Source organism: Pseudomonas sp. P1_F7 (assembly GCF_056405655.1).
In genome coordinates this window covers 130,948-156,559 of the sequence record NZ_JBFUBR010000014.1, presented here as the reverse complement: position 1 = coordinate 156,559, position 25,612 = coordinate 130,948, and the positions used below count along the sequence as shown (strand labels likewise).

Here is a 25,612-nt window from a genome sequence, read left to right as displayed (position 1 = left end):
ACATGTCCACTTGCAGGCCAATCCGGGGTCCCAACACGCTATACTCCCGCTCTTTTTTCCGGAGCGACGACATGTCCCTGCCTAGCCTGCGCCTCAAAGCCAACGCCGACCGTCGTCTGCGCAACGGTCACTTGTGGGTCTACAGCAACGAAATCGATGTAGCCGCTACGCCTTTGCACGGTTTCAAGGCCGGCGACCAGGCGATCCTCGAAGCCGCCGGCGGCAAGCCGCTGGGCATCGTTGCCATGAGCCCGAACAACCTGATCTGCGCCCGTGTGCTGTCGCGCGACATCAAGTTGCCGCTGGACAAATCGCTGCTGGTGCACCGCCTGAACGTGGCCCTGTCGCTGCGTGATCGTCTGTTCGACAAGCCGTTCTATCGCCTGGTCTACGGCGACTCCGACCTGCTGCCAGGCTTGGTGGTTGACCGTTTCGGCGACATCCTGGTGGTCCAGATCGCTTCGGCGACCATGGAAGCCCACAAGGACGACGTGATTGCAGCGCTGACCCAAGTGCTCAAGCCAAGCGGCATCCTGTTCAAGAACGACTCCGCTGCCCGTGACGCCGAAGGCCTCACCCGCTACGTCGAAACCGTATTCGGCCTGGTGCCGGAGTGGGTTGCCCTGGAAGAGAACGGCGTGAAATTCGAAGCGCCGGTCATCCAGGGTCAGAAAACCGGCTGGTTCTACGACCACCGCATGAACCGCGCACGCCTGGCGCCGTACGCCAAAGGCAAACGCGTACTGGACCTGTACAGCTACATCGGCGGCTGGGGCGTGCAGGCTGCCGCGTTCGGCGCCAGCGAAGTGTTCTGCGTCGACGCGTCGGCTTTCGCCCTCGACGGTGTCGAGCGCAACGCCGCACTGAACGGTTTCGCCGAAAAAATGACCTGCATCGAAGGCGACGTGTTCGAAGCCCTCAAAGAGCTGAAAGCCAGCGAAGAACGCTTCGACGTGATCGTGGCCGACCCGCCGGCGTTCATCAAACGCAAGAAAGACATGAAGAACGGCGAAGGCGCCTACCGCCGCCTGAACGAGCAAGCCATGCGCCTGCTCACCAAGGACGGCATCCTGGTCAGCGCCTCCTGCTCGATGCACCTGCCGGAAGACGACCTGCAGAACATCCTGCTGACCAGTGCCCGCCACCTGGACCGCAATATCCAGATCTTGGAACGTGGCGGTCAGGGGCCGGATCATCCGGTACACCCGGCCATTGCCGAGACGCGTTATATCAAGAGCATTACTTGCCGGTTGTTGCCGAATAGCTAATTGCTGACAGCGCTTATGTTGATCGTCCGCACTTCAATAGTCCGGACGATCAACTAGCCATCCGACACCAATACAAAAACCTCAGCCTTATTAAGCATTTACCGATCACGTAAAAGTTATCGGAACAGGACTACTTCACTTCGAGAAACGCCCTACACCATTTCGTTTGACCTCAATCCATCCAAGCCTATCATCCAGCTTACCACTTGAATACTTGAGTGGTGGATATCAAAACCTTTACTGGAGATTGAATCATGAAGAAAGTTCAACTTGAGAAAAATCTAGCGGTACACCACCACGCGATGCTTAGCACGCCTAAGTAATCACTCAGGAAAAGCCGGGCAGAATACCTTCTGTGCGGCTTTTAAAAAGAGGGATGCCGCATGCAACTGAACCCCTATATTTTTTTACTACCCAAGCCTCCCCGGCTTTTCATCTGGAACTATAAAACCCATGAGCAATTCGAAATCGACAGCTCTCACGCTGGTCGATTAATTGAGCTTATCGAGCAAACAACACTATTTGATAAATGCCACCCAATCGACACTGAATTTTTTGAAGCCGGTATATTCGTCGAACAGGACTTTCCTCCAGATGACTGGCAATGGGATGACCTTTCGAAGATTTTTCACATCGGAACCAAAGACCTTGGTGCTGGCTATACCCCAACGAACACAAAGGAATGGGCTGATCGTTACTTCGCTCATTGTCAGGAGGCGCTGAGTCGAGAGCCCCCACCACCTCACCCATTCGCCCACCTCCAGCGTGAGAACCTGCTCTGCCTGCCAGCCCCCACTGACAATAGGGCACTAGAGGGGCAGACCGGATTCAAGCAAGTCTTGTTGCAGCGGAAAACATGCCGTTCCTTTCGGAAAAAAAGCGTGTCGCTGAATGATGTCAGTACGCTTCTCTACTTTTGTCTCGGTTACCTGAAGGAGCGAGAGTCGGATACCTGTGAACTGACTCCGGGCATGTTCAATGCACGGCGCAGCAGCCCGTCAGGTGGTGGACTGAACGCCAGCGAAGGATATTTATATGCTTATAACGTCCAAGGGCTCGACCCTGGGATTTATTACTATCACCCGAACTTGCACGCTTTAAAGTTATTGAGTCGCTTGAACAGCCCTCTCGGCTCTCTTCTACAAGGCCAACACTTTGCCGACAACATTCCTTTTGGAATATTCCTTACTTCGCGCCTCGATAAAATGTGGTGGAAATACCCTCACTCGCAAGCCTATCGGGTTTCACTACTAGAGATCGGCCACATTTCGCAAACTATACAACTGTGTGCGACATCACTTGGATTGAATACCTGGCTAACTGCAGCCCTGACCGAATCAAAAATAGAAAAACTTATAAAACTGGACGACCTATCAGAACAAGTATTTCTTTTTATAGGCGCCGGACACAGCAAGGGAGAAACATTGTGTGAGGAACTACAAAGCTTATTGAGAAAAAATACCCCACCAATGAACCCCGGAAACCTATAAAAATGTCAGAACACTCAAGCGCCAGGACAATCGATAACATCACGGGTCAAAAAATCTCCCGATTCATTCTTATTACCAATATTTCGTTAATCAGTTTTTTCCCACTCAATATCCTGCTTCCCTCTTTCCCGGCCCTGGCGCTGGAGTTCAATACGTCAATGGTTGATATCGCGTTTGCGGTCAGCTTGTTCACCCTGGTTTTTTCTTTCGCGCAACTGGTCACCGGCCCCCTCTCGGACAAATGGGGGCGCAAGGAAGTGCTGCTTGGATGTCTGATCCTGTGCTCAATAGGTGCGATCGGCTGTACCCAGGCAACGGATTATTCGACTTTTATGGGCTTTCGCGCCGTTCAGGCGTTGGGGTGCGGTTTTTTTGTGCTGGGCCACGCGCTAGTGGAGGACCTGTTCGAAGAAAAGGATCGAGCCCGGGTGCGCATTTATTACATGACCCTGAGCGGGTCATTTGTCGCACTGTCCCCTCTGCTTGGCTCATGGCTGCAAACATCTTTTGGTTGGCAGGGCAGCTTTTATGCGTTTTCCCTGATGGCGCTCGGTATCTTTATCCATGCGCAATCAGAACTGCCTGCCAGATCAGCCCGAACCGACCACGAACCCACTTCAATTACGTCAACACTGAAAACCATCCTGAACAGTAAAGACTTTGTTCGCTATTGGTGGATCGCCGCGCTGGTCTTCTCTTCTTACTTTGCCCTTATCAGCGTGACTCCGCTGATTTTCATGGAAGTCCTGAAACTGTCTGAATATCAGTATGCGTTGGTTCTGGTGGCTTATGGCGTGGCTTACGTCCTCGGTGGTGCTCTGGCTTCGGCCGCGCAGAAGCGCATTTCCCTCAACAAACAGATCAATCTCGGATTGAGCCTGCTGAGCATCGCCGGTCTGGCTTTAGGGTTGATCCTGATCTTCGACGCAATGACGACGCTCACACTGTTTGTGCCGATGCTAATCAGTGCGCTGGCTGTCACCTTGGTTCGGCCAGCAGCCATTTCTGCAGCAATGCTGTTGTTTTCCAGTAATGCCGGAACCGCTGCATCCGCTGGCAATACAATCATGTTCATCACCGCCGCCATCAGCAGCGCTGTGCTAGCCCAGGCAGGAACCCATCTGCTGGCGACAATTGCCGTCAGTTTTATTGGATTCAGTCTGTGGGGTTTGCTGACAAATGCGAGGGTCGGGCGATGATCAGGCGCCCTACGGCATTCCCTCCAGCCGCCAGCCGTGTAGAATCGCGAACATTCATCGCCAGTCATCCCCGGCGGGTTTATGAGCTCAAGCTGAAGCGCGCGGCGATCCCGCAAAGTTATCGGCAACTTCCGGACACGCGGCCATTTCTGAGTGTTCCAGACGTCAATAGAAGCTCACTTCCCTTTTGATACCTGATTAGCCGCCCGGAGTGCTTCATGCCTGATTACCGCTCGAAAACATCCACCCACGGCCGCAACATGGCCGGTGCCCGCGCACTGTGGCGCGCCACGGGGATGAAAGATGACGACTTCAAGAAGCCAATCATCGCCATTGCCAACTCGTTCACCCAGTTCGTACCGGGCCACGTGCACCTCAAGGACCTGGGGCAACTGGTCGCCCGCGAGATCGAGCGCGCTGGCGGCGTGGCGAAGGAATTCAACACCATCGCTGTCGATGACGGCATCGCCATGGGCCACGACGGCATGCTCTATTCGCTGCCGAGCCGCGAGATCATCGCCGACTCCGTCGAGTACATGGTCAACGCCCACTGCGCCGACGCCATCGTGTGCATCTCCAACTGCGACAAGATCACCCCTGGCATGCTGATGGCCGCCCTGCGCCTGAACATCCCGGTGATCTTCGTTTCCGGCGGCCCGATGGAAGCCGGCAAGACCAAACTCGCTTCCCACGGCCTCGACCTGGTCGACGCCATGGTGATCGCCGCCGACTCCAGCGCTTCTGACGAGAAAGTCGCCGAGTACGAGCGTAGCGCCTGCCCGACCTGCGGTTCGTGCTCCGGCATGTTCACCGCCAACTCGATGAACTGCCTGGTCGAAGCCCTGGGCCTGGCATTGCCGGGCAACGGTTCGACCCTGGCCACCCACAGCGACCGCGAGCAGCTGTTCCTGCAGGCCGGCCGCACCATCGTCGAGCTGTGCAAGCGTTACTACGGCGAGAACGACGAGTCGGTATTGCCGCGCAACATCGCCAACTTCCAGGCGTTCGAAAACGCCATGACCCTGGACATCGCCATGGGCGGTTCCACCAACACCATCCTGCACTTGCTGGCCGCCGCCCAGGAAGCCGAGATCGATTTCGACCTGCGCGACATCGACCGTCTGTCCCGTCACGTGCCGCAACTGTGCAAGGTCGCGCCGAACATCCAGAAGTACCACATGGAAGACGTGCACCGTGCCGGCGGGATCTTCAGCATCCTCGGCTCGCTGGCCCGTGGCGGCTTGCTGCACACCCAGCTGCCGACCGTGCACAGCCGCAGCATGGAAGAAGCCATCGCCAAGTGGGACATCACCCAGACCACCGACGAAGCCGTGCATCACTTCTTCAAGGCCGGTCCGGCGGGCATCCCGACGCAAACCGCATTCAGCCAGTCGACCCGTTGGGAAACCCTGGACGACGACCGTGAAAACGGCTGCATCCGCAGTGTCGAGCACGCTTACTCGCAAGAAGGCGGCCTGGCCGTTCTCTACGGCAACATCGCCCTGGACGGTTGCGTGGTGAAAACCGCCGGCGTCGACGAGTCGATCCACGTGTTCGAAGGCAACGCCAAGATCTTCGAAAGCCAGGACAGCGCCGTGCGCGGCATCCTTGCTGACGAAGTGAAAGAAGGCGACATCGTCATCATTCGCTACGAAGGCCCGAAAGGCGGCCCGGGCATGCAGGAAATGCTCTACCCGACTTCGTACCTGAAATCCAAAGGCCTGGGCAAAGCCTGCGCCCTGCTGACCGACGGCCGCTTCTCCGGCGGCACGTCCGGTCTGTCCATCGGCCACGCTTCGCCTGAAGCCGCTGCCGGCGGCGCAATCGGCCTGGTGCAGGACGGCGACAAAGTGCTGATCGACATTCCGAACCGTTCGATCAACCTGTTGGTCAGCGACGAAGAACTGGCTACACGCCGGGTCGAGCAGGACAAGAAGGGCTGGAAACCGGTGGAAGTGCGTCCACGTAAAGTGACCACCGCGTTGAAAGCCTACGCCCTGCTGGCCACCAGTGCCGACAAGGGTGCTGTGCGTAACAAGGCGATGCTTGACGGGCTGTAAGGCTTAACCGTCGAACATGAAAATGCCCCGCCAAGTGCGGGGCATTTTTTTCCGCGCTATTGCTGCGGGTCGAGGTTATCCAACGCCTGATTCACCGCCAGCTCGCCCAGCATGATGACCTGAGCAATCCCCAGTATTGTGCTGCGTTGCGAGCCTTCCAGCAGTCCGGCGAAATCGCTGGCYATGACATTGGCCGAGGCGAGGGATTCGCAGGCGTGAGCCAACAGGGTTTCGGTGTCGAGGCCGGGCGCGATCAAGAATGTTCGGCTGGGTTTGCGCGGGGTGGTATTGATGCGGGCGGAGAGGTTGTCGGTATTTGGGGGATCGGGGGTAATTTTCAGCATTGATGGAACTCCGGGTGAGAAAAAAGGAGCCATCACCCTCGCTACCAAACGATGGGTGGCAGCCACACGCAGGTTGGTAGACCGGTCACCAGGAACCCGGCGCGTCCGAAGATGCCCTGCGCATGGCCACCATATGAGCAGAGACAGAAACGAACCCTGCAAAGGGTGGCGCAATGCGCCGAGGTGAACACGGGCTACCAAACCCGATCACTGATGTTCAGTGACGCGGAAACGATAGAAGCCGACACCCAGGCGCACAAGCCGGCGGATTCTGGCGTAGTCGTAGTCCCTTACGCAAGAATGCGTAGGTTGCGACTGTCAGGAGATGTCGTTCAAGCGGAGGCTTTCATTGCACCGATTGGCCTCATCGCGAGCAAGCTCGCTCCCACAGGGGACCTGGGTGCTCACACAGTCTGTGTTTCACCCGAGATCTTTGTGGGAGCGAGCTTGCTCGCGATGGCGGCGCCGCGGTCTTACTGGATGTCTTCAGGCTTCACGATCACCCAGTTCTTGTCAGCCGTCACCATCAACCCTTCCTTGGCCTGGGCCGCGGCGTTCTTGGCCATCATGCCGTTGATCTGAGTCATGTACTTGTCCTTGCGGTTGACCCACAGGTGGATGCCGCCCTTGGCTACGTCAACACTGTGGAACAGCATGTAGCCGTCGCTGCTCGGGGTATCGCCGCCAACCAGTACCGGTTTTTTCCATTCATCGATGTAGGTCAGGATCGCCGCCTGTTTGCCGGCCATCCAGGTCGCCGGGGTCCACAGGTACGGGGTCAGTTCCAGGCCGAGGTTGGCCTTCTCGTCATATTTGCCAGCGGTGACCTGCTTGCGCGCGGTGGTCAGCTCGCCAGTCTTCGGGTCCTTGAGCAGCAGCGACACGCCGATCACGTTCTGCGGTTTGACGTTGTAGCCGTACTTGGGATCGGCCGCGACCATGCGCACCAGTTCTTCGGAGGCGGCGGTCATCACATAGACCTCGATGCCGTTCTCCATCAGTTTGTTGTACAGCTCTTGCTGGCCGGTGAAAATTTTCGGCGGGTTGACGTCGAGTTTCTTGACCACGTCGCCTTCATAATAAGTGGCCGGCACCGGTTTGCCGGACGCCATCATCTCGTCAACGTAGCCCTTGAGTTCCTTGAGCGTGAAGCCGGAGAACACCTGGGCGACCCATGGATAGCAGACCATGTCGTCGACTTCGCAGAGGCGGTAGTAGTAGCTGAACAGGCTTTCCTTGTGGTCGGCGGTGTCCTTGAACGGCATCAGCTTCAGGGAGGGATCGAGCTTGTCGCGGGTGATCAGGCCCTTGTTCTCCATGAACGGCAGCAACGACTCTTCGAGGTCGTAGCGGTAACTGGTGTTGTCCATGTCGAACACCGCGTAGTTACCCTTGTTGGCGTTGGCGGCGATCATCGCGTCCAGCGCCTTGGCCTGATCGGCCGGCCAGTGTTTCAGATCCGTTGCGAGAACCTGGCCGGCAAGGCCCAGGCAAATTGCTGCTGCCAGAAACTTCGGTGCGAACTTCATTGGCGTTTCTCCCTGAATGAAAGACATCGACGCTAACAAATAAGTGTGACAGTCCTCGTCTGTCAGCGACCGCCCGCGTCCCTTTCGCGCCAGTTGCATTTCTGACAGCGACATCCGCTTATTCCAAAAACGACGGATACCATACGTTTTTGATATTAATTCATTATTTTTCAAGCTGTTAGGCTTGCCAGTTCGCAGCTGCCCCGGATGGTAGCTGGCAAAAGTCTCACTCGGAGTTCTCATGAATCTGCCGCTGATCCTCAATCTGCTGGTGTTCCTCGCCCTGCTCTTCGGCCTGGCGCAAACCCGCCACACTACATGGAGCCTGGCGAAAAAAGTCCTGCTCGCGCTGGTGCTGGGCGTGGCGTTCGGTGTGGCGTTGCACACTGTCTACGGTGCCGGCAACCCGGTGCTGAAAGCCTCGATCGGCTGGTTCGATCTGGTGGGCAACGGTTACGTGCAACTGCTGCAAATGATCGTGATCCCGCTGGTGTTCGCCTCGATCCTCAGCGCCGTGGCCCGTCTGCACAATGCGTCGTCACTGGGCAAGATCAGCTTCCTGACCATCGGCACGCTGCTGTTCACCACGGCCATCGCGGCCTTGATCGGCATCGGCCTGACCAACCTGTTCGGCCTGACTGCCGAAGGACTGGTGGCCGGCACCCAGGAAATGGCCCGGCTGCAAACCATCCAGAGCGATTACGCCGGCAAGGTCGCCGACCTGAATGTGCCGCAGCTGTTGCTGTCGTTCATTCCGCAAAACCCGTTCGCCGATCTGGCGCGGGCCAAGCCGACGTCGATCATTAGCGTGGTGATATTTGCTGCGTTCCTGGGAGTCGCTGCGCTGCAATTGCTCAAGGATGATGTCGAAAAAGGTCAGAAAGTGATCAACGCCATCGACACCCTGCAAGCCTGGGTGATGCGCCTGGTGCGCCTGGTGATGAAGCTGACCCCGTACGGCGTGCTGGCGCTGATGACCAAAGTGGTCGCCGGTTCCAACCTGCAAGACATCATCAAGCTCGGCAGTTTCGTGGTGGTGTCCTACATCGGCCTGGGCCTGATGTTCGTGGTGCATGGCGTGCTGGTGTCGGTTGCCGGGATCAATCCGCTGCGCTTCTTCCGCAAGATCTGGCCGGTGCTGACGTTTGCCTTCACCAGCCGCTCCAGCGCTGCGACGATTCCATTGAGCATCGAGGCGCAAACCAGTCGTCTGGGCATTCCGCAGTCCATCGCCAGTTTCGCCGCCTCGTTCGGCGCGACCATTGGCCAGAATGGTTGTGCCGGCCTGTATCCGGCGATGTTGGCGGTGATGGTGGCGCCGACCGTAGGCATCAACCCGCTGGACCCGCTGTGGATCGCGACTCTGGTGGCGATTGTCACGTTGAGTTCGGCCGGCGTTGCCGGAGTGGGTGGCGGCGCGACGTTTGCCGCGTTGATCGTGCTGCCGGCGATGGGCTTGCCGGTGTCACTGGTGGCGTTGTTGATTTCGGTCGAGCCGCTGATTGATATGGGGCGTACGGCGTTGAATGTCAGTGGGTCGATGACGGCGGGTGCGATTACTAGCCAGATGATGCAGCAGACGGATAAAGAACTGCTGGATGCGGATGAGCATTCAGCGTTGGCTCACGCGTAGGAGCTGCCGCAGGCTGCGATCTTTTCGTGGCAAAGAAAGATCAAAAGATCGCAGGCTTCGCCAGCTCCTACAGTGAATGCGCTGATCCTGTAGGAGCTGCCGCTGGCTGCGATCTTTAGGCTTTTTCCCAGACTTCGAAGTTGTATGCCGGTTTGTCGCCTTCGGCCGGATTCGGCACATTCGACACCAGCTTCCACTGTTTCAAATCAAACTCCGGAAACCACGCATCCCCTTCCGGACTCAGCGCCACGCGGGTCAGGTACAACCGATCGGCCTGCGCCAGCCCTTGCGCATACAACTGCGCGCCGCCAATCAGCATCAGCTCATCAACGCCCTGCTCCTTCGCCCACGCTTCGGCGCGAACAACAGCGGCCTCCAGCGACGGATAAACCTCCGCGCCTTCCAGCAGCAGATCCGCCTGGCGACTGACCACGATGTTCAAGCGGCCCGGCAACGGACGACCGAGGGAGTCCCAGGTCTTGCGGCCCATGATGATCGGCTTGCCGAGGGTGGTGGCCTTGAAATATTTGAAGTCCCCCGGCAAGTGCCAGGGCATGCTGTTGTCGACGCCGATCACACGGTTTTCACCGAGGGCTGCGATCAGGCTGAGGGGGAGTGATTTAGTCATGCCGGCGAGGATACCAGAGCCTCGCTTTCGCCGATAAGCGCCACAGCGGTTATGCTCACAGCTCAATTAAGCGACGGGATGCCGCGTGACTGAACTCAATACCCTCTGGCTGACAGAAACCATTCGACTGCGCGAAGAACACGCAGGTCCCCTGGAAGACCTTGAAGCCAACCGACTGGCCCGCAGCGTCGGCGGTGATTTGCCGTCGCGCATTCAACGCCGGGCCCTGTGGCTGGCCGAGCGCGATGGCCTGACCGATGCTCTCAAGCACTGGTTGCAAGGCGCACGACTGGCGCTGATCGTAATGGCGGTGCTGGCCGTGATCAGCGGCGCCGGCCTGGCCTTTGCTGCAATGGGTGACGGCCTGCACCCAGTAAATGTGTTCTGGGCCTTGGGCAGCCTGCTCGGGCTCAATCTGATCCTGCTGCTGAGCTGGGCCCTGGGCCTGGTGTTCGCCGGCGAACAAAGCGCCAGCCTCGGACGCCTATGGCTGTGGCTAAGTGAAAAACTCGCCCGGAATGCCAAAGCCGCACAACTGGCACCGGCGCTGCTCCTGTTGCTGCAACGGCAGAAACTCAATCGCTGGGCCATCGGCGTGCTGGTCAACAGCCTGTGGTTGCTGGCGATGCTCAGCGCCGTGGTCATTCTGCTGACGCTGATGGCGACCCGACGCTACGGCTTCGTCTGGGAAACCACGATTCTCAGTGCCGACACCTTTATTGCCGTGACCCAGGCCCTTGGCGCGCTACCGGCCCTGCTCGGCTTCAGCGTGCCGACCGAGGAAATGATCCGTGCCAGCGGCGATGCCGCACTGAACATCGAAAGCGCCCGCCAAGCCTGGGCCGCGTGGCTGGTCGGCGTCTTGCTGGTCTACGGCGTTGTGCCGCGCCTGCTGCTCGCGCTGTTTTGCCTGTGGCGCTGGAAGACGGGTCAAAAGGCGCTGCGTCTGGATTTGAACCTGCCCGGTTACGCACAACTGCGCGAACGCTTGATGCCCACCAGCGAGCGCCTCGGCGTCAGCGATGCGGCGCCTGAACAACTACATCGCGTGGAAAACGGCGTCAGCGAACAACAAAGTGAAGGTGCTCTATTGGTCGCCATCGAGCTGGACGACGACCGCCCATGGCCACCGCAATTGCCAAAAAACGTCAGCAATGCCGGCATCCTCGACAGCCGCGAATCACGGCACAAACTCCTCGAACAGCTGAGTCGCTTTCCTCCGGCACGGCTGGCCATTGCGTGCGATCCACGGCGCTCACCGGATCGCGGCAGCCTGGCGCTGATCGCCGAACTGGCCCGCAGCGCCAGCGCCACCCGCGTGTGGTTGCTGCAGGCACAACCCGGAGAAGCACTGGACGCCGAACGCCTCGGCGACTGGCACGTGGCGCTGCAACAACTTGAGCTGCCGTTTGCCGATTGTGCACCGATGAACTGGCTGGAGACGGGTCATGACTGACACCTGGAAACAGCCCCTGAAACTCGCCGTGGTCGGCCACACCAACGTCGGTAAAACCTCGTTGCTGCGCACCCTGACCCGCGACGTCGGCTTCGGTGAAGTGTCCCATCGCCCCAGCACCACGCGGCATGTCGAGGGTGCACGTCTGTCGGTGGACGGCGAACCGATGCTCGACCTCTATGACACCCCCGGTCTGGAAGACGCCATCGCCCTGCTCGATTACCTCGAACGCCTGGAGCGTCCCGGCGAACGCCTCGACGGCCCGGCACGCCTGGCGCGCTTCCTTGATGGCAGCGAAGCCCGACAACGGTTCGAACAGGAAGCCAAGGTGTTGCGCCAGTTGCTGGCGTCGGATGCCGGGCTCTATGTGATCGACGCCCGGGAGCCGGTGCTGGCCAAGTATCGCGACGAGCTGGAAGTGCTGGCCAGTTGCGGCAAACCCTTGCTGCCGGTGCTGAACTTCGTCAGCAGCGCCAACCATCGCGAACCGGCATGGCGTGAAGCGCTGGCGCGGCTGGGCTTGCATGCCCTGGTGCGCTTCGACAGTGTCGCGCCGCCGGAGGATGGCGAGCGTCGACTCTATGAAAGTCTCGCCCTGCTGCTGGAATCTGCCCGGCCGCAACTCGAACGCCTGATCGCCGATCAGCATGCCCAGCGTCTGGCTCGCCAACAAAGCGCAGAGCGATTGATTGCCGAATTGCTGATCGATTGCGCGGCTTGCCGGCGCAGCGTGGTCAGTGAAGCCGAGCAGGAACAACAGGCGATCAGCGAACTGCGCAAAGCCGTACGCCAGCGTGAGCAGCGTTGTGTCGAGGCCCTGCTCAAGCTCTACGCCTTCCGCCCACAGGACGCCGCGGCCAGTGATTTGCCGTTGCTCGACGGACGTTGGGGCGATGATTTGTTCAATCCGGAAACCCTAAAACAACTGGGCGTGCGGGTCGGTAGCGGTATCGCTGCCGGCGCGGCTGCCGGGGCCGGGGTCGATTTGCTGGTCGGTGGCATCACGCTAGGCGCAGCGGCATTGGCCGGAGCGATTGCCGGTGGCGCCCTGCAAACCGCACGCAGTTATGGCAGTCGCTTGCTCGGCAAGCTCAAGGGCCAGCGCGAACTGACGGTGGATGACAATGTGCTGCGGCTGTTGGCGCTGCGCCAGCGGCAATTGCTGCAAGCGCTCAATACCCGTGGGCACGCAGCGATGGACAGTATTCAAGTGGCCACGCCACAGGATAAAACCTGGCGCGAAGGCAAACTGCCCGAAGCGCTGAACAAGGCGCGGGCGCATCCGCAGTGGTCGTCGCTCAATCCTCATCCAAAGTTGAATCAGGCGGAGCGGCAGGAGCAGATAGAGGTTCTGGCACAACAGCTGTAGAGGCAGGAACACTTGCTTTGCCTGGACTAACGCCATCGCGAGCAAGCTCGCTCCCACAGGGTTTTGTGCTGGGACATCAATCTGTGTCCAGACACAGATCCAATGTGGGAGCGAGCTTGCTCGCGATGGCCGCGCCTCGGCTCAAAGGCTTTATGCAGCCAACAACCGCACCGCTTTGCCCTTCAACACCGCCAGATCAATCACCGGCACATGCATCTCTTTCGCCATTTCATCCCACTGGCGCATGCGCAAACTCACGGCACACAGCGGGTCCTGCTCGAACGCCTCAGCCTCTTTTGCCGTCATCACTCCGCCCTGATATTCCAGGGTGCGGCGGCTGGCTTCGCTCAGGCACTCGTAGTACCCCGGCTCTTTCAGCGTCAGATAACGCTTGGCCTGCACGTGGTATTCCACCAGTCGCGCCATGCGCTCGCTGAAACCTGCGCGGCGCAGGTAGTCGGCGCCGAGGCGTTCATGGCTGACCACGCCGAAGCCGCCCATGTTCTCCGCGCTTTGCGCGCAGATATGCCCGATGTCATGAAAGAACGCTGCCAGCACCACTTCATCGTCGAAGCCTTCGGCCATGGCCAGCTCCGCCGCCTGGGACATGTGCTCGATCTGCGACACCGGCTCGCCGATGTAGTCGCTGTCGCCAAAGCGCTCGTACAAACTGAACACCTCGGCAATCACCTGTTCATTGCGCTCCATCAGATTTCTCCCAATACCTTGGCCACATTGCGTTCGGCCATTGCCGGACCGACGCTCATGCCGACGCCGGTGTGCATCAACGCCGCGCTAAGGCCTTTTGCCGGGCGCAGGAACGAGAACGGTCCCGGCCCCCGAGAACCATAGACGCCCTGCCAGCGTTCGATCACTTGCACCTTGCAGCCCAGGGTCTGCTCGGCCAGTTCGATCATCCAGTCGTCGACCTGCTCGGCATTGAAGGGCGACGGATCACTGCCGTAGTGGTGCGAATCGCCGATGATCAATTCGCCATAGGGCGTCGGGCTGATCAGCAGGTGGATGCCGTTTTCGTGCAGGTGCGGCGCGTGGCGCAGAATGTCTGCCTGCACCGCTGCGGCCTCGGGCAAGTCGGCGAAGGCGCCGTAGTGCACGCAACTCAAACCGGTGAGTAACGCGTGTTGCAGGTTGAGGTTGATTTGCGGTCGGGCGCGGAGCATTTGCAGGCGGCAGATTTGCGGCTCGAGTTCGGCAATCTGTTCGGCCAGCAGCGTCTGATAATCGTGGCCGGAGCAGACGATGATCTGCTCAGCACTGAAACTACCAGCGGTGCTGTGCAGGCGGCCCGGTTCGATATCGCGGACCAGGGTGGAAAAGTGAAACTTGACGCCCAGGTCGCGGCGCAGGAAATCGATCAGCGTCGGAATCGCTTCGCGGGAATACAGCTGCTGGTCGTCCATGCCATGCAAGGCCGCGCGGTGATGGCGGAACTGACCGCCATACAAATCGCGCAGCGCAGCGCCGCGCAACAGGTCGACGCGGTAACCGTGCTCCACCGCGCGGCCGTCGCAAAAGGCTTCCAGCAACTGTTCTTCCGCCTCGGTGCGGGCGAACAGGTACGAACCATTGCGCTTGAGTTGCAGGCCGGCGAGCTGCGCCCAATCGCCCCAGATTCCGCGACTGGCGCGGGCCAGTTCCAGCATCGCTCCCGGCGGCTGGCCGGTGACCAGTGCCTGGCCGAAGTTGCGCACCGAAGCGCCAACAGGCGTTTCGCTGCGCTCGAAAACCGTGACCTTCAGACCGCGTTTGGCGGCGGCATACGCGTGGGATAAACCCAGGATGCCGGCGCCGACGATCAGCATGTCGTTGTGTTGTGTCATGGGGTCTTGTCCTGAATTCGAAACCGCCATCGCGAGCAAGCTCGCTCCCACAGTGATTTGTAGTGGACACAGATTTTGTGACCGCCACAGGACCTGTGGGAGCGGGCTTGCCCGCGAAGGGGCCCTGTCAGCCGATAAAGATCTTACTTGGCCGCCACTTTCTCGGACTTGCCGTCATAGCGCTTGCGCCATTCGGTCAGGATCTCGTCGCGGTTCTTCGAAGCCCAGTCGAAGTCGTTCTTGATCAGGCGCTGCTCGTAGTCGGCCGGCAGTTCGGTCTGCGGCTTGGCGATGCCAGGCTGCGCGAGTACGGCGAAGTTTTCTTTGTAGAGATCCATCGCCTCAGGGCTGGCAGAGAAGTCAGCCAGTTTCTTCGCCGCGTCTTCGTGGGCAGTGCCCTTGATCACGGCAGTCGCTTCGATCTCCCAGCCCAGGCCTTCCTTCGGCAGGATGATGTCCAGCGGCGCGCCCTGCCGTTTCAACTGAACAGCCGGGTACTCGAAGGAAATACCGATCGGGAACTCACCGGCGGCAGCCAGTTTGCAAGGCTTGGAGCCGGAGTGAACGTACTGGCCGATGTTCTGGTGCAGGCCGTCCATGTAGGCCCAGCCCTGCTTCTCGCCGAAGGTTTGCAGCCAGGCGCTGACGTCAAGGAACCCGGTGCCGGACGAGGCCGGGTTCGGCATGACGATCTTGCCTTTGTACTCAGGCTTGGTCAGATCCTGCCAGCTCACTGGCTTGGTCAGGCCCTGCTTCTCGGCTTCGACGGTGTTGAAGCAGATGGTCGCAGCCCAGACGTCCATGCCGACCCAGGCTGGTGGGTTGGCCGCGTCGCGGTAGTTGGCGCCGATCTTGCCCAGGTCTTTCGGTGCGTAGCTTTGCAGCATGCCTTGCTGATCGAGAATCGCCAGGCTCGAAGCGGCCAGGCCCCACACGGCGTCAGCCTGCGGACGGGCTTTTTCGGCCAGCAGTTTGGCGGTGATGATGCCGGTGGAATCACGCACCCATTTGATTTCGACGTCCGGGTTGGCCTTTTCGAAAGCTTCTTTGTAAGTCTTCAGTTGTTCGGCTTCGAGGGCGGTGTACACCGTCAACTCGGTTTTCGCCGCAAAGGCGTTCAGGCTGAAAGCGGTGAGGACAGCAGCGGCCAGGGCCATAGGCTTGAACATGATCTTTTCCTGTTTTTGAGTTGAGGGGTTGTGCAGATTCAATGACCGGGCGCGGTCTGGCGCCAAGCCTGGGAGCGGCGCAGCAAGCCGCGCGAGGCCCAGGCCAGCAGCAGGGACACGCCCGCCGAGGTAATCAGGATCAGGGTCGACATCGCTGCCGCACCGCCGACGTTGCCGGCGTCGTCCATGTTCAGCACCGCCACCGCCGCGAGGATGGTGTCGGGGCTGTAGAGAAAGATCGCCGCCGAAACGGTGGTCATGGCCGAGACGAACAGGTAGCGCACGATGTCCAGCAAGGCTGGCAGGCAGATCGGCACGGTGACGCGCAGGTAGTGGCGGTACAGCGGCGCCTTGAGCGACAGCGCAGCGGCTTCGAACTCGGCGTCGAGTTGACGCAGCGCGGTGGTGGCGGTCATTTGCGCGGTGGTCAAATAGTGAGCAATGGTGCAGACGATCAGCAGGGTCATGGTCCCGTACAGCACATGCAGCGGGTTGCCGGTGAGGTTGAAGAAGAAGACGTAACCCAGCCCCAGCACCAGGCCCGGCACTGCCATCGGTACGAAGCTGAGCATGCGCAGGGTCAGGTTCAGGCCGCGCTGGCCCTTGGTTTTTTCCATCAGGTAGGCGCCGGTGAAGATCAGCAGGCTGCCGATCAGCGCCGTGCCCAAGGCCATCTTCAAGCTGTTGCCGTAGGCCAGCCAGCCACCGCCGGCGGTTTCGTTGAACTGGTAATGGTTGAGCGACAGCGACAGGTTGTACGGCCAGAACTTCACCAGGGACGAGAACACCGCCATGCCGAACACCAGCAGCAGCGCGACGCAGATCAGCAGGACGATGGCCAGGTAGCAACCGTCGCGCAGCTTCGACGGAGCGGGTTTGAACACTTGGGCGCGACCGCTCATGGAGTCGCCGTGACGACGACGCAACCAGGCATCGACGCCGAAGCTGAACAGCGCCGGCAGCAACAGCACCATGCCGATCAACGCACCACGACCGAACTGTTGCTGGCCGACCACCGCCTTGTAGGCCTCCAGCGCCAACACTTGATAGTCGCCACCGACTACCACTGGTACACCGAAGTCAGTGATGGTCAGGGTGAACACCAGGCAGAACGCGGCGAACACGGCCTGACGGGTCGCCGGCCAGGTGATGCTGCGGAAGGCTTTCGCAGGACTCGCGCCCATGCTGGAGGCGGCATCGAACAGTCGTGCATCCGCCAGGGACAGGGCCGACAGAAGAATCATCAAGGCGTGCGGGAAGGTGTAGATGACTTCACCAAGCACAATGCCCCAGAAGCCGTAGATGCTGTCCGAAAGCAGGCCGCGCAACATGCCCTGATTGCCGAACAGGTAAACCAGCGCTATGCCGGGCAGCATCGACGGCGCCATCAATGGCAGCAGCGAGATGCCGCGCCAGATGCCTTTAGCCGGAATCAATGTGCGTTGCAGCGCGTAGGCAAACAGGTAGGCCAGCGGTACGACAATGGCCGCGACGCTGAGGGAAACCTTCAGGCTGTTACCGAGCAACCAGTGGAAGTTCTCGCTGGTCACCAATTCCTTGGCGGCAACCCAGCCACCGCCCTGCCCGGCTTCGGCGCTGAAACCGCGCCAGAAGATCGCCAGCAACGGCATCAATACGGCAACGCCCAACAACACCAGCATGAGGACTTTGCCGCCGACCACGAACAACCGGTCACCGACCTCGGCGCGGGTGGTCTGCCGCACCTGCTTGTGCGGCAGCGGCAGCGCGATGTTCGCGCTCATCAGGCAAACACCTGCAGACTGCGCGGCGGCAAGGCGACCATGATCTGCTGGGCGCCAAGGCGTGGCATGGCTTCCGGTGCCAGTTCAGCCAGCAAGGCGTGACCCGGCAAGTGATCGAGTTCAAAGCTCATGCGGCAACGGTTGCCGAGGAAGGTGATCTCGCGCACCTTGGCCGGGAACAGGTTTTCCTCGTGCACCAGCGGGTTGATGTTGATCGCTTCCGGGCGGCAGAACAAACGGCCCGACGCGGTCTTGGCGCCGCCATCAGCCAGACGCATGCTCATTCCACCGACCTGGGCGTGGCTGTCGCTGCTGCGCTGGAAGGGCAGCCAGTTACCCTGGCCGACGAACTCCGCCACGAATGGCGTGGCCGGGCGGTTGTAGATTTCCTGCGGCGTGGCGTACTGCTCGACCTTGCCGTTGTTCATCACGGCAATGCGGTCGGCCATCAGCATGGCCTCGTCCTGGTTGTGGGTGACCATCAGGGTGGTGATGCCGAGGTTGCGTTGCAGTTGGCGCAATTCGGTGCACAAATGCTCGCGCACCCTGGCATCGAGGGCCGACATCGGTTCGTCCAGCAGCAACAGCGAAGGTGCCGGAGCCAAGGCGCGAGCCAGTGCGACCCGCTGCTGCTGGCCACCGGACAACTGACCGGGATATTTTTTCTCGCTGCCGCTGAGGCCGACCAGTTCCAGCATCTGACCGACACGACGGCGCACCTCGTCGCGACCGCTGCCGGCGAGGCCGTAGGCGATGTTCGCTTCGACGGTGAGATTGGGGAACAACGCGTAGGACTGGAACAGAATGCCGTAGTCCCGCGCCTGGGGTGCGAGGTGGGAAACGTCGCGGTTACCCAGGTACAACTCGCCGCTGTCCTGCTTCTCCAGACCGGCGATGCAGCGCAGCAAGGTGGTCTTGCCACAGCCCGACGGCCCCAGCAGACACACCAACTCACCGGCCGCTACGTCGAGGGACACGTTATCCAGCGCCGTGAAGGCGCCGAAGCGCTTTTGTACGCCGCGCACTTTCATCGGGGCGCCGGGGTTGGTCAGGGCAGTTGCGATCGAGTTGTTCATGGACGGACCTCATCTAGCAGATGGGGCAATCCTAGAGTTGTAATGAGTCCGTCATGTGGCAGTAAGGCAAAAACTGCCGATAGTGGTATTCAAGGATTTTGGTTCAAGTCTTGTGCTGCCTGAACTGGCCTCATCGCGAGCAAGCTCGCTCCCACAGTGGGTTTGAGGTGAAACACAAATTGTGTGAACACCCAAAATCCCTGTGGGAGCGAGCTTGCTCGCGATGGGGCCGGTACAGGCACCACAGAACTCAGGCCGGGGCCATTTCCTGCGCCAACCCCAGAAACGCCGCCGGCAGTCGCGCGTTTTTGCGCTCCTTGAGGCAATACAAGTATTCGGGAATCTGCGGCGCATTCTCGATGGTCAGCACCCGCAGTTGCGGATCATGGGGCACTTCCTGACGGGCAATGATGCTGATACCGATATTGCGCAGCACTGCTTCACGGATCGATTCGCGGCTGCCAATCTCCAGTAGCGGGCCGAAACACACCCCGGCGCTGGCCAGTAACTCTTCGGTCAGGCGGCGGGTGGTCGAGCCCGGTTCGCGCATCAGCAGGGTGTGCCCGGCCAAGGCGCCGAGCGGCACGTGATCGTGAACCGCCAGCGGATGATTGCGATGCACGGCCAACACCAGCGGATCGCTGCCGAGCACCCGGCGAACCAGTCGCGCGTCATCGAGCAACTGCGAGGATGCCGCGACATCGACCCGGTAATCCTCCAGCGCTTCGAGCACTTGCTGGGAGTTGCCGATTTCCACCGAAACCTCAACCTGCGGCAAGCGCTCGCGGAACGTTTTTACCAGATCGAGGATGTAATACGGCGCCGTGGCGGCTATGCGCAACGCGCCCTGGACCTGGCCGCAGTTACGCAGGAAAAACTCGATGTCGGCCTCCTGTTGCATCAGCACCTTGACCATCGGCAACAGCCGCGCACCCTCCTCGCTGACGCTGAGACGCCGGCCGCCACGGTAGAACAGTTCGACCGAGTACTGACTTTCGAGGTTGCGGATCTGCGTCGTCACCGTCGGCTGGCTCAGGCCGAGCTTTTTGGCAGCCTGGGTAATGCTGCCCAGGCGGGCCACCATGTAAAACGCCTTCAGCTCGGCACTCAGCACAACCGTCCCTCATCCTTTACTTGCGCAGCAGGCGCAAACCGTTGAACACCACCAGCAGACTCACGCCCATGTCGGCGAACACCGCCATCCACATGGTAGCGAGCCCGGCGAAGGTTACCCCAAGAAAGATCGCCTTGATGACCAAAGCCAGGGCGATGTTCTGTTTGAGGATGCTCGATGTCTGTCGCGACAGGCGAATGAATGCCGGGATCTTGCGCAAATCGTCGTCCATCAGGGCGACATCGGCGGTTTCGATAGCGGTATCGGTGCCCGCAGCAGCCATGGCGAAACCGATCTCGGAACGCGCCAGCGCAGGCGCATCGTTGATGCCGTCACCGACCATGCCGACCCGATGCCCTTGGGCATAAAGGGCCTCGACAGCTTGCAATTTGTCACCCGGCAACAGATCGCCCTTGGCTTCGTCGATGCCGACCTGCGCAGCAATGGCCTGCGCGGTGTGGACGTTATCGCCCGTGAGCATCAGGGTTTTGATGCCCAGCTCATGCAGTTGCCGGATGGCTTCGCGGCTGGACGCTTTGACCGTATCGGCGACAGCGAACAGCGCCAATGGCCCGGACTGATCAAGCAGCAGCACCACCGACTTGCCCTGTTTTTCCAGGGCGAACAACTTCTCTTCCAACGCTGGCGAGCACAGCCCCAGATCCTCCACCAGACGATGGTTGCCCAAATGGTAGAGCTGGCCGTTGATCTCACCGCGCACACCGCGCCCGCCCAGCGCTTCGAAGTTATCCACAATCAGCGTCGCGGTTTGGTTATCCACAGCCGCCTTGGCGATGGCCAGGGAGACCGGGTGATCCGAGCGCACGGCCAGCGCGGCGGCAATGGCGGGCGCCGATGCGTCGGCGGTCGGGTCCAGCGACAGGTAATCGGTCTGCACCGGTTTGCCGTGGGTGATGGTGCCGGTCTTGTCCAGGGCCAGATAGTCGAGCTTGTAACCGCCCTCCAGATAGACGCCGCCCTTGACCAATATGCCTTTGCGCGCCGCCGCCGCGAGGCCGCTGACGATGGTCACCGGCGTGGAAATCACCAGCGCACACGGGCAGGCAACCACCAGCAACACCAGCGCCCGGTAGATCCAGTCGAACCACAACGCGCCCATGAACAATGGCGGGATCACCGCCACGGCCAAGGCCAGGATGAACACTGCCGGGGTGTAGATTTTCGAGAAGCTGTCGACGAAACGCTGGGTCGGCGCCCGCGCGCCTTGGGCCTGCTCGACGGCGTGGATGATGCGGGCCAGGGTCGAGTTGTCGGCTGCGGCGGTCACCCCGTACTCCAGGGAACCAGCCTGATTAATGGTGCCGGCGAAGACTTTGTCGCCGACGGTCTTTTCCACCGGCAGGCTTTCACCGGTGATTGGCGCCTGATCGATGGTCGAGCGACCAGACAGCACCTCACCGTCCAGGCCGATACGCTCGCCGGGGCGCACCCGTACCCTCGCGCCGAGCCCAATGCTTTTGACATCCTGCTCAAGCCAGTTCCCGTCAGCCTGCAACACCGTTGCAGTGTCCGGGGTCATCTGCATCAGGCCACCGATGGCATTGCGTGCGCGGTCGAGGGACTTGGCCTCGATCAACTCGGCCACGGTGAACAGGAACATCACCATTGCCGCTTCCGGCCACTGGCCGATCAGCACCGCGCCGGTCACGGCAATGCTCATCAGCGCGTTGATGTTCAGGTTGCGGTTTTTAAGGGCGATCCAGCCTTTTTTGTAAGTGCCGAGGCCACCACTGAGGATCGAGACCAGCGCGATAGCCGCCACCACCCAGTTCGGCGCGGAACCGGTGAAGTGGATGACTTCTGCCAGCAATGCACCAACACCGGACAGCGCCAAGGGCCACCACGGCTTTTTCCGGGGCGCCGGCGTCGGGGTTTCAGCACCCTGGTCCAGCGGTTCGGCCTGCATGCCCAAGGACTTGATGGCCTCGACGATCGGCTCGATACCGGGCAAATCGTGGGTCACGCCGAGCACCCGATTAATCAGATTGAACTCCAGCTGCTGCACACCGGTCAGTTTGCTTAGCTTGTTCTGAATAAGTGCCTGCTCGGTCGGGCAGTCCATTGCCTCGATACGGAAACAACTCAGCCTAGCGCCAATCGTCGGCGATTCGCTCAGTTTTACCAGCGCAGGCGCTGCCGCTTTAGATGAGCAGCAGGTGTCGCCGTGACCACCATGGTCATGTTTTTGCACGGGCTTGAGCTTGTGGCTGTGCTCGTGTTCAGCACCGGGTTTGTGGGAGTGCAGGGAATCGCTCATTGGTTGCGTCCATAAGAGTGCCTGTTGCCAAGTAAAGACCCTGTAGCCACTATAGGGTCAAGCACCCATTCTGGAGTTTTGGAGATTGGCGTCATGAAAATTGGAGAATTGGCAAAACTCACGGACTGCGCCGTGGAAACGATCCGCTACTACGAGCGCGAGAACCTGCTGCCGGAACCGGCACGCAGTGACGGCAATTATCGCGTCTACACCCAGGCCCACGCCGAGCGCCTGACCTTCATCCGCAACTGTCGCACCCTCGACATGACCCTCGAGGAAATCCGCAGTCTGCTGGCGTTTCGCGACAGTCCGCAGGACCAATGTGAAAGCGTCAACGCGTTGATCGATGAACACATCCACCACGTCAAGGCGCGGATCGACGGCTTGCTGGCCTTGCAGACGCAACTGCTCGACCTGCGCCAACGCTGCGGCGAGGGGCCGGGTATCGATCAATGCGGGATTTTGCAGCGGCTGGAAGTGAGCGGCGGGGTGGCGGCGACGGAGGTGGAGCATTCCCATGTGGGCCGTAGTCACGGCCACTAAGCACACCGCAAAACCCTGTAGGAGCTGCCGAAGGTTCGGGCCGCGTTCGGACGATCTTTTGATCTTGCTTTTCAAAATCAAAAGATCGCAGCCTTCGGCAGCTCCTACATTTGGATTGCGGTACGGCTTCAGACCGCCATCGGCGCGGTCATCGGCGCGTGGTGCTCGTAGCCTTCCAGCGAGAAATCGCTCGGCTCCACCAGCTCCAGCCATTCCGGCTGGTAAACGCCAGTCTTGGCAAGCTCCGGCACACGGTCGGAAATCACCAGTTTCGGCATCGGGAACGGCTCGCGCTTGAGCTGTTCGTTGAGCATGTCCAAGTGGTTTTCGTAGACGTGGGCATCACCGATGAAATAAGTGAACCAGCGCGGCGTGTAGCCCGTCAGGCGACCGATCAGGCTCAGCAGCGCAGCGCCTTCGGTGAGGTTGAACGGCGTGCCCAGGCCCAGATCGTTGGAGCGGATATAGAGGGTCAAAGAAATCTCTTTGGTCTCGACATTCGGATGGAACTGGTACAGCAAGTGGCACGGCGGCAAAGCCATTTCATCGAGCTGGGCGCAGTTCCAGCCGTGGAACAGGATGCGACGGCTGCCCGGGTCCTTGATGATGGTGTCGACGCACTGGCGGATCTGGTCGATGGCCTTGTACAGCACCACGTAGGCCCGGCCGTCCTCCTCGCCTTCGGCAATCTGGCGGTAGCCTTGCTTCAGGGTCTGCTCGATGGCGGCCGGGTTGCTGACCGGGATCTGCTTGTACGCCGGCCATTTGCGCCATTGCACACCGTAGATCTCGCCGAGGTCATCTTCGCCCTGACGGAACGGGTTGGCCAGCCACTGGGCGTTTTCGTTGGCATTCTGGTCCCAGACCTTGCAGCCCAGGGCACGGAATTCGGCAGCGTTGTTCACGCCGCGCAGGAACCCGCACATTTCGCCAATGGCCGATTTGAACGCCATCTTGCGCGTGGTGATCGCCGGGAAACCTTCCTGCAGGTCATAACGCAGCATCGCACCGGGAAAACTGATGGTGTTCACGCCGGTACGGTTGGCCTGTTTCGTGCCGTTCTTGATGACGTGGGCGACCAGTTCGAGATATTGCTTCATGAGTTACCTGTGTCCTTGAACCCGCAGCCATCGCTGCGGGGTTCGAATTTTATACGGCTGCCGCTGGAGCCGCCGGGGCGCGGTGATACGCCAGCCAGATCAGGAACAGCCCGCCGACGATCATCGGCACGCACAGCACCTGGCCCATGGTCAGCCAGTTCCAGGCCAGATAGCCAAGCTGGGCGTCCGGCACGCGGACGAATTCGACGATGAAGCGGAAGATGCCATAGAACAGCGCGAACATCCCGGAGACCGCCATGGTTGGCCGTGGTTTGCGCGAGAACAGCCAAAGGATCAGGAACAGTGCCACGCCTTCGAGGGCGAACTGGTACAGCTGCGACGGGTGACGCGGCAACTGCGCCGGATCGCTGAACGGCGGGAAGATCATCGCCCACGGCACGTCGGTCGGCTTGCCCCACAGCTCGGCATTGATGAAGTTGCCGATACGCCCGGCACCCAGGCCAATCGGCACCATCGGCGCAACGAAGTCCATCAGCTGGAAGAACGACTTGTTGTTCTTCTTGCCGAACCACAACGCCGCCAGCATCACGCCGATGAAACCGCCGTGGAATGACATGCCGCCCTTCCACACTTCGAAAATCAGCGTCGGGTTGGCCAGATAAGCGCTCAGATCGTAGAACAGCACGTAACCCAGTCGCCCGCCGACGATTACCCCCATCGACATCCAGAACACCATGTCGGAGAGTTTCTCCTTGGTCCAGGTCGGGTCGAAGCGGTTCAAGCGACGGGACGCCAGCAGCCAGGCGCCGCCGATGCCGATCAGGTACATCAGACCGTACCAGTGGATTTTCAGCGGACCGATGGCCAGGGCCACCGGGTCGATCTGCGGGTAAGGCAGCATTGCGACTCCTCGTTAGAGTTCAAATCTTAAAAATTCCCGGGCGACGCTGCCACCTCAGGATTAAGCCAGGATTGCGCTGCCGGTCAGAGCAGGAAGTTCAGCCCGACGCAGAACAGCAAAGCGGCAAACAGCCTTTTCAGCAACTTCGGCGACAATCTGTGAGCCAATCGCGCGCCCAAGCGGGCGAACACCATGCTGGTCAGGGCTATGCCCAGCAACGCCGGTAAATAAATGAAACCGAGACTATGGGCCGGGAGCAACGGATCGTGCCAGCCCAGAATCATGAAACTTAATGCACTGGCCAGGGCAATCGGCAGACCGCAGGCCGATGAAGTGGCCACGGCTTGCTGCATTGGCACGCTGCGCCAGGTCAGGAATGGCACGGTCAATGAACCGCCGCCAATGCCGAAAATCGCCGAAGCCCAGCCAATCACACTACCGGCTACGGTCAGACCGAGTTTACCCGGCACGGTTCGGCTGGCCTTGGGTTTGACCTCCAGCGCCAGTTGAGCAGCGATCACCAGGGCGAATACACCAATGAATTTCTGCAGGTTGGGACCGGAAATCGCTTCCGCCGTCAGGGCGCCGAACCCGGCACCGATCAGAATGCCGACGGTCATCCACTTGAAGATCGGCCAAAGCACAGCGCCACGGCGGTGATGCTCACGTACTGCATTGACCGAGGTAAAGATAATCGTCGCCAGGGAGGTACCCACTGCCAGGTGCGTGAGAATCGACGGATCGAACCCTTGGGCCTTGAAGCTGAACACCAGCACCGGGACGATGATGATCCCGCCGCCCACGCCAAACAGCCCGGCGAGCACACCTGCACAGGCGCCGAGCGCCAGATAGAGCAGAAATTCCATGGTTGTCCCGCCCGCCTCCCCAAA

Annotated in this window: 21 protein-coding genes; 8 read left to right on the top strand and 13 right to left on the bottom strand. The window is 60.2% G+C overall.

Annotated features, from left to right (window positions below; translation table 11 throughout):
• The first annotated feature begins 71 nt into the window (after positions 1 to 71).
• The 4 genes from AC1D1M_RS21695 (at position 72) to ilvD (ending at position 6,017) form a co-directional block, all read left to right on the top strand.
• Entirely contained in the window at positions 72 to 1,268 is a 1,197-nt protein-coding gene (locus AC1D1M_RS21695) for a class I SAM-dependent rRNA methyltransferase (protein ID WP_046039197.1), read from the top strand.
• A gap of 383 nt (positions 1,269 to 1,651) precedes the next feature.
• A complete protein-coding gene (locus AC1D1M_RS21690) occupies positions 1,652 to 2,758 on the top strand; it encodes a SagB family peptide dehydrogenase (protein WP_477777188.1) in 1,107 nt (368 codons plus the stop codon).
• A gap of 2 nt (positions 2,759 to 2,760) precedes the next feature.
• Positions 2,761 to 3,957: an MFS transporter gene (locus AC1D1M_RS21685; RefSeq protein ID WP_477777187.1), complete on the top strand. Its 1,197-nt coding sequence runs from the start codon at positions 2,761 to 2,763 to the stop codon at positions 3,955 to 3,957.
• A 218-nt stretch (positions 3,958 to 4,175) separates the two neighbouring features.
• Complete coding sequence (ilvD, locus tag AC1D1M_RS21680; protein ID WP_477777186.1) at positions 4,176 to 6,017, top strand: dihydroxy-acid dehydratase; 1,842 nt, start codon at positions 4,176 to 4,178, stop codon at positions 6,015 to 6,017.
• Positions 6,018 to 6,073: 56 nt separating this feature from the next.
• Here ilvD and AC1D1M_RS21675 read toward each other — a convergent pair whose 3' ends face one another.
• Positions 6,074 to 6,361, bottom strand: a complete 288-nt coding sequence (locus tag AC1D1M_RS21675; RefSeq protein WP_477777185.1) for a DUF6124 family protein — start codon at positions 6,359 to 6,361, stop codon at positions 6,074 to 6,076.
• A 473-nt stretch (positions 6,362 to 6,834) separates the two neighbouring features.
• Positions 6,835 to 7,890: an HAD family hydrolase gene (locus AC1D1M_RS21670; RefSeq protein ID WP_477777184.1), complete on the bottom strand. Its 1,056-nt coding sequence runs from the start codon at positions 7,888 to 7,890 to the stop codon at positions 6,835 to 6,837.
• Positions 7,891 to 8,131: 241 nt separating this feature from the next.
• On the opposite strand from AC1D1M_RS21670, the gene AC1D1M_RS21665 reads away from it, so the two are divergent.
• Positions 8,132 to 9,523, top strand: a complete 1,392-nt coding sequence (locus AC1D1M_RS21665; RefSeq protein ID WP_477777183.1) for an L-cystine transporter — start codon at positions 8,132 to 8,134, stop codon at positions 9,521 to 9,523.
• 115 nt (positions 9,524 to 9,638) lie between these two features.
• Here AC1D1M_RS21665 and AC1D1M_RS21660 read toward each other — a convergent pair whose 3' ends face one another.
• Entirely contained in the window at positions 9,639 to 10,151 is a 513-nt protein-coding gene (locus tag AC1D1M_RS21660) for a dihydrofolate reductase (protein WP_477777182.1), read from the bottom strand.
• A gap of 85 nt (positions 10,152 to 10,236) precedes the next feature.
• Here AC1D1M_RS21660 and AC1D1M_RS21655 point away from each other — a divergent pair, with 85 nt between their 5' ends.
• Positions 10,237 to 11,607: a DUF2868 domain-containing protein gene (locus tag AC1D1M_RS21655; RefSeq protein WP_477777181.1), complete on the top strand. Its 1,371-nt coding sequence runs from the start codon at positions 10,237 to 10,239 to the stop codon at positions 11,605 to 11,607.
• Positions 11,600 to 12,976 carry a GTPase/DUF3482 domain-containing protein gene (locus AC1D1M_RS21650; protein WP_477777180.1) on the top strand — a complete coding sequence of 459 codons (1,377 nt, stop codon included), beginning with the start codon at positions 11,600 to 11,602 and terminating at the stop codon, positions 12,974 to 12,976. Before AC1D1M_RS21655 ends, AC1D1M_RS21650 begins: the two co-directional genes overlap by 8 nt.
• A 150-nt stretch (positions 12,977 to 13,126) precedes the next feature.
• On the opposite strand, the gene AC1D1M_RS21645 is transcribed toward AC1D1M_RS21650, so the two are convergent.
• The 7 genes from AC1D1M_RS21645 to AC1D1M_RS21615 all read right to left on the bottom strand — a co-directional run bounded on the left by AC1D1M_RS21645 (position 13,127) and on the right by AC1D1M_RS21615 (position 22,217).
• A complete protein-coding gene (locus tag AC1D1M_RS21645; RefSeq protein WP_477777179.1) occupies positions 13,127 to 13,684 on the bottom strand; it encodes a phosphonate degradation HD-domain oxygenase in 558 nt (185 codons plus the stop codon).
• Positions 13,684 to 14,817, bottom strand: coding sequence for a TIGR03364 family FAD-dependent oxidoreductase (locus AC1D1M_RS21640; RefSeq protein ID WP_477777178.1), 1,134 nt, complete (start codon positions 14,815 to 14,817; stop codon positions 13,684 to 13,686). The genes AC1D1M_RS21645 and AC1D1M_RS21640 overlap by 1 nt, the downstream gene beginning before the upstream one ends.
• A gap of 143 nt (positions 14,818 to 14,960) precedes the next feature.
• The gene (locus tag AC1D1M_RS21635) at positions 14,961 to 15,986 is read right to left on the bottom strand and encodes a putative 2-aminoethylphosphonate ABC transporter substrate-binding protein (protein ID WP_477777177.1); all 1,026 of its coding nucleotides are present in this window, start codon (positions 15,984 to 15,986) and stop codon (positions 14,961 to 14,963) included.
• A gap of 38 nt (positions 15,987 to 16,024) precedes the next feature.
• Positions 16,025 to 17,749, bottom strand: coding sequence for a putative 2-aminoethylphosphonate ABC transporter permease subunit (locus AC1D1M_RS21630; RefSeq protein WP_477777176.1), 1,725 nt, complete (start codon positions 17,747 to 17,749; stop codon positions 16,025 to 16,027).
• Complete coding sequence (locus AC1D1M_RS21625; protein ID WP_477777175.1) at positions 17,749 to 18,825, bottom strand: putative 2-aminoethylphosphonate ABC transporter ATP-binding protein; 1,077 nt, start codon at positions 18,823 to 18,825, stop codon at positions 17,749 to 17,751. Before AC1D1M_RS21625 ends, AC1D1M_RS21630 begins: the two co-directional genes overlap by 1 nt.
• 250 nt (positions 18,826 to 19,075) lie before the next feature.
• On the bottom strand, positions 19,076 to 19,939 hold the full coding sequence (locus AC1D1M_RS21620) for a LysR family transcriptional regulator (protein ID WP_477777174.1): 864 nt from the start codon (positions 19,937 to 19,939) through the stop codon (positions 19,076 to 19,078).
• A gap of 16 nt (positions 19,940 to 19,955) precedes the next feature.
• Positions 19,956 to 22,217, bottom strand: a complete 2,262-nt coding sequence (locus AC1D1M_RS21615) for a heavy metal translocating P-type ATPase (RefSeq protein ID WP_477777173.1) — start codon at positions 22,215 to 22,217, stop codon at positions 19,956 to 19,958.
• A 93-nt stretch (positions 22,218 to 22,310) separates the two neighbouring features.
• On the opposite strand from AC1D1M_RS21615, the gene cadR reads away from it, so the two are divergent.
• On the top strand, positions 22,311 to 22,760 hold the full coding sequence (gene cadR / locus AC1D1M_RS21610) for a Cd(II)/Pb(II)-responsive transcriptional regulator (RefSeq protein ID WP_477777172.1): 450 nt from the start codon (positions 22,311 to 22,313) through the stop codon (positions 22,758 to 22,760).
• Positions 22,761 to 22,888: 128 nt separating this feature from the next.
• Here the strand turns inward: cadR and AC1D1M_RS21605 are convergent, their stop codons facing one another.
• The 3 genes from AC1D1M_RS21605 to AC1D1M_RS21595 all read right to left on the bottom strand — a co-directional run bounded on the left by AC1D1M_RS21605 (position 22,889) and on the right by AC1D1M_RS21595 (position 25,588).
• A complete protein-coding gene (locus tag AC1D1M_RS21605) occupies positions 22,889 to 23,860 on the bottom strand; it encodes a thymidylate synthase (RefSeq protein WP_477777171.1) in 972 nt (323 codons plus the stop codon).
• 49 nt (positions 23,861 to 23,909) lie between these two features.
• Positions 23,910 to 24,722, bottom strand: a complete 813-nt coding sequence (gene lgt / locus AC1D1M_RS21600; protein ID WP_477777170.1) for a prolipoprotein diacylglyceryl transferase — start codon at positions 24,720 to 24,722, stop codon at positions 23,910 to 23,912.
• A gap of 83 nt (positions 24,723 to 24,805) precedes the next feature.
• A complete protein-coding gene (locus tag AC1D1M_RS21595) occupies positions 24,806 to 25,588 on the bottom strand; it encodes a sulfite exporter TauE/SafE family protein (protein WP_477777169.1) in 783 nt (260 codons plus the stop codon).
• Positions 25,589 to 25,612 lie beyond the last annotated feature (24 nt).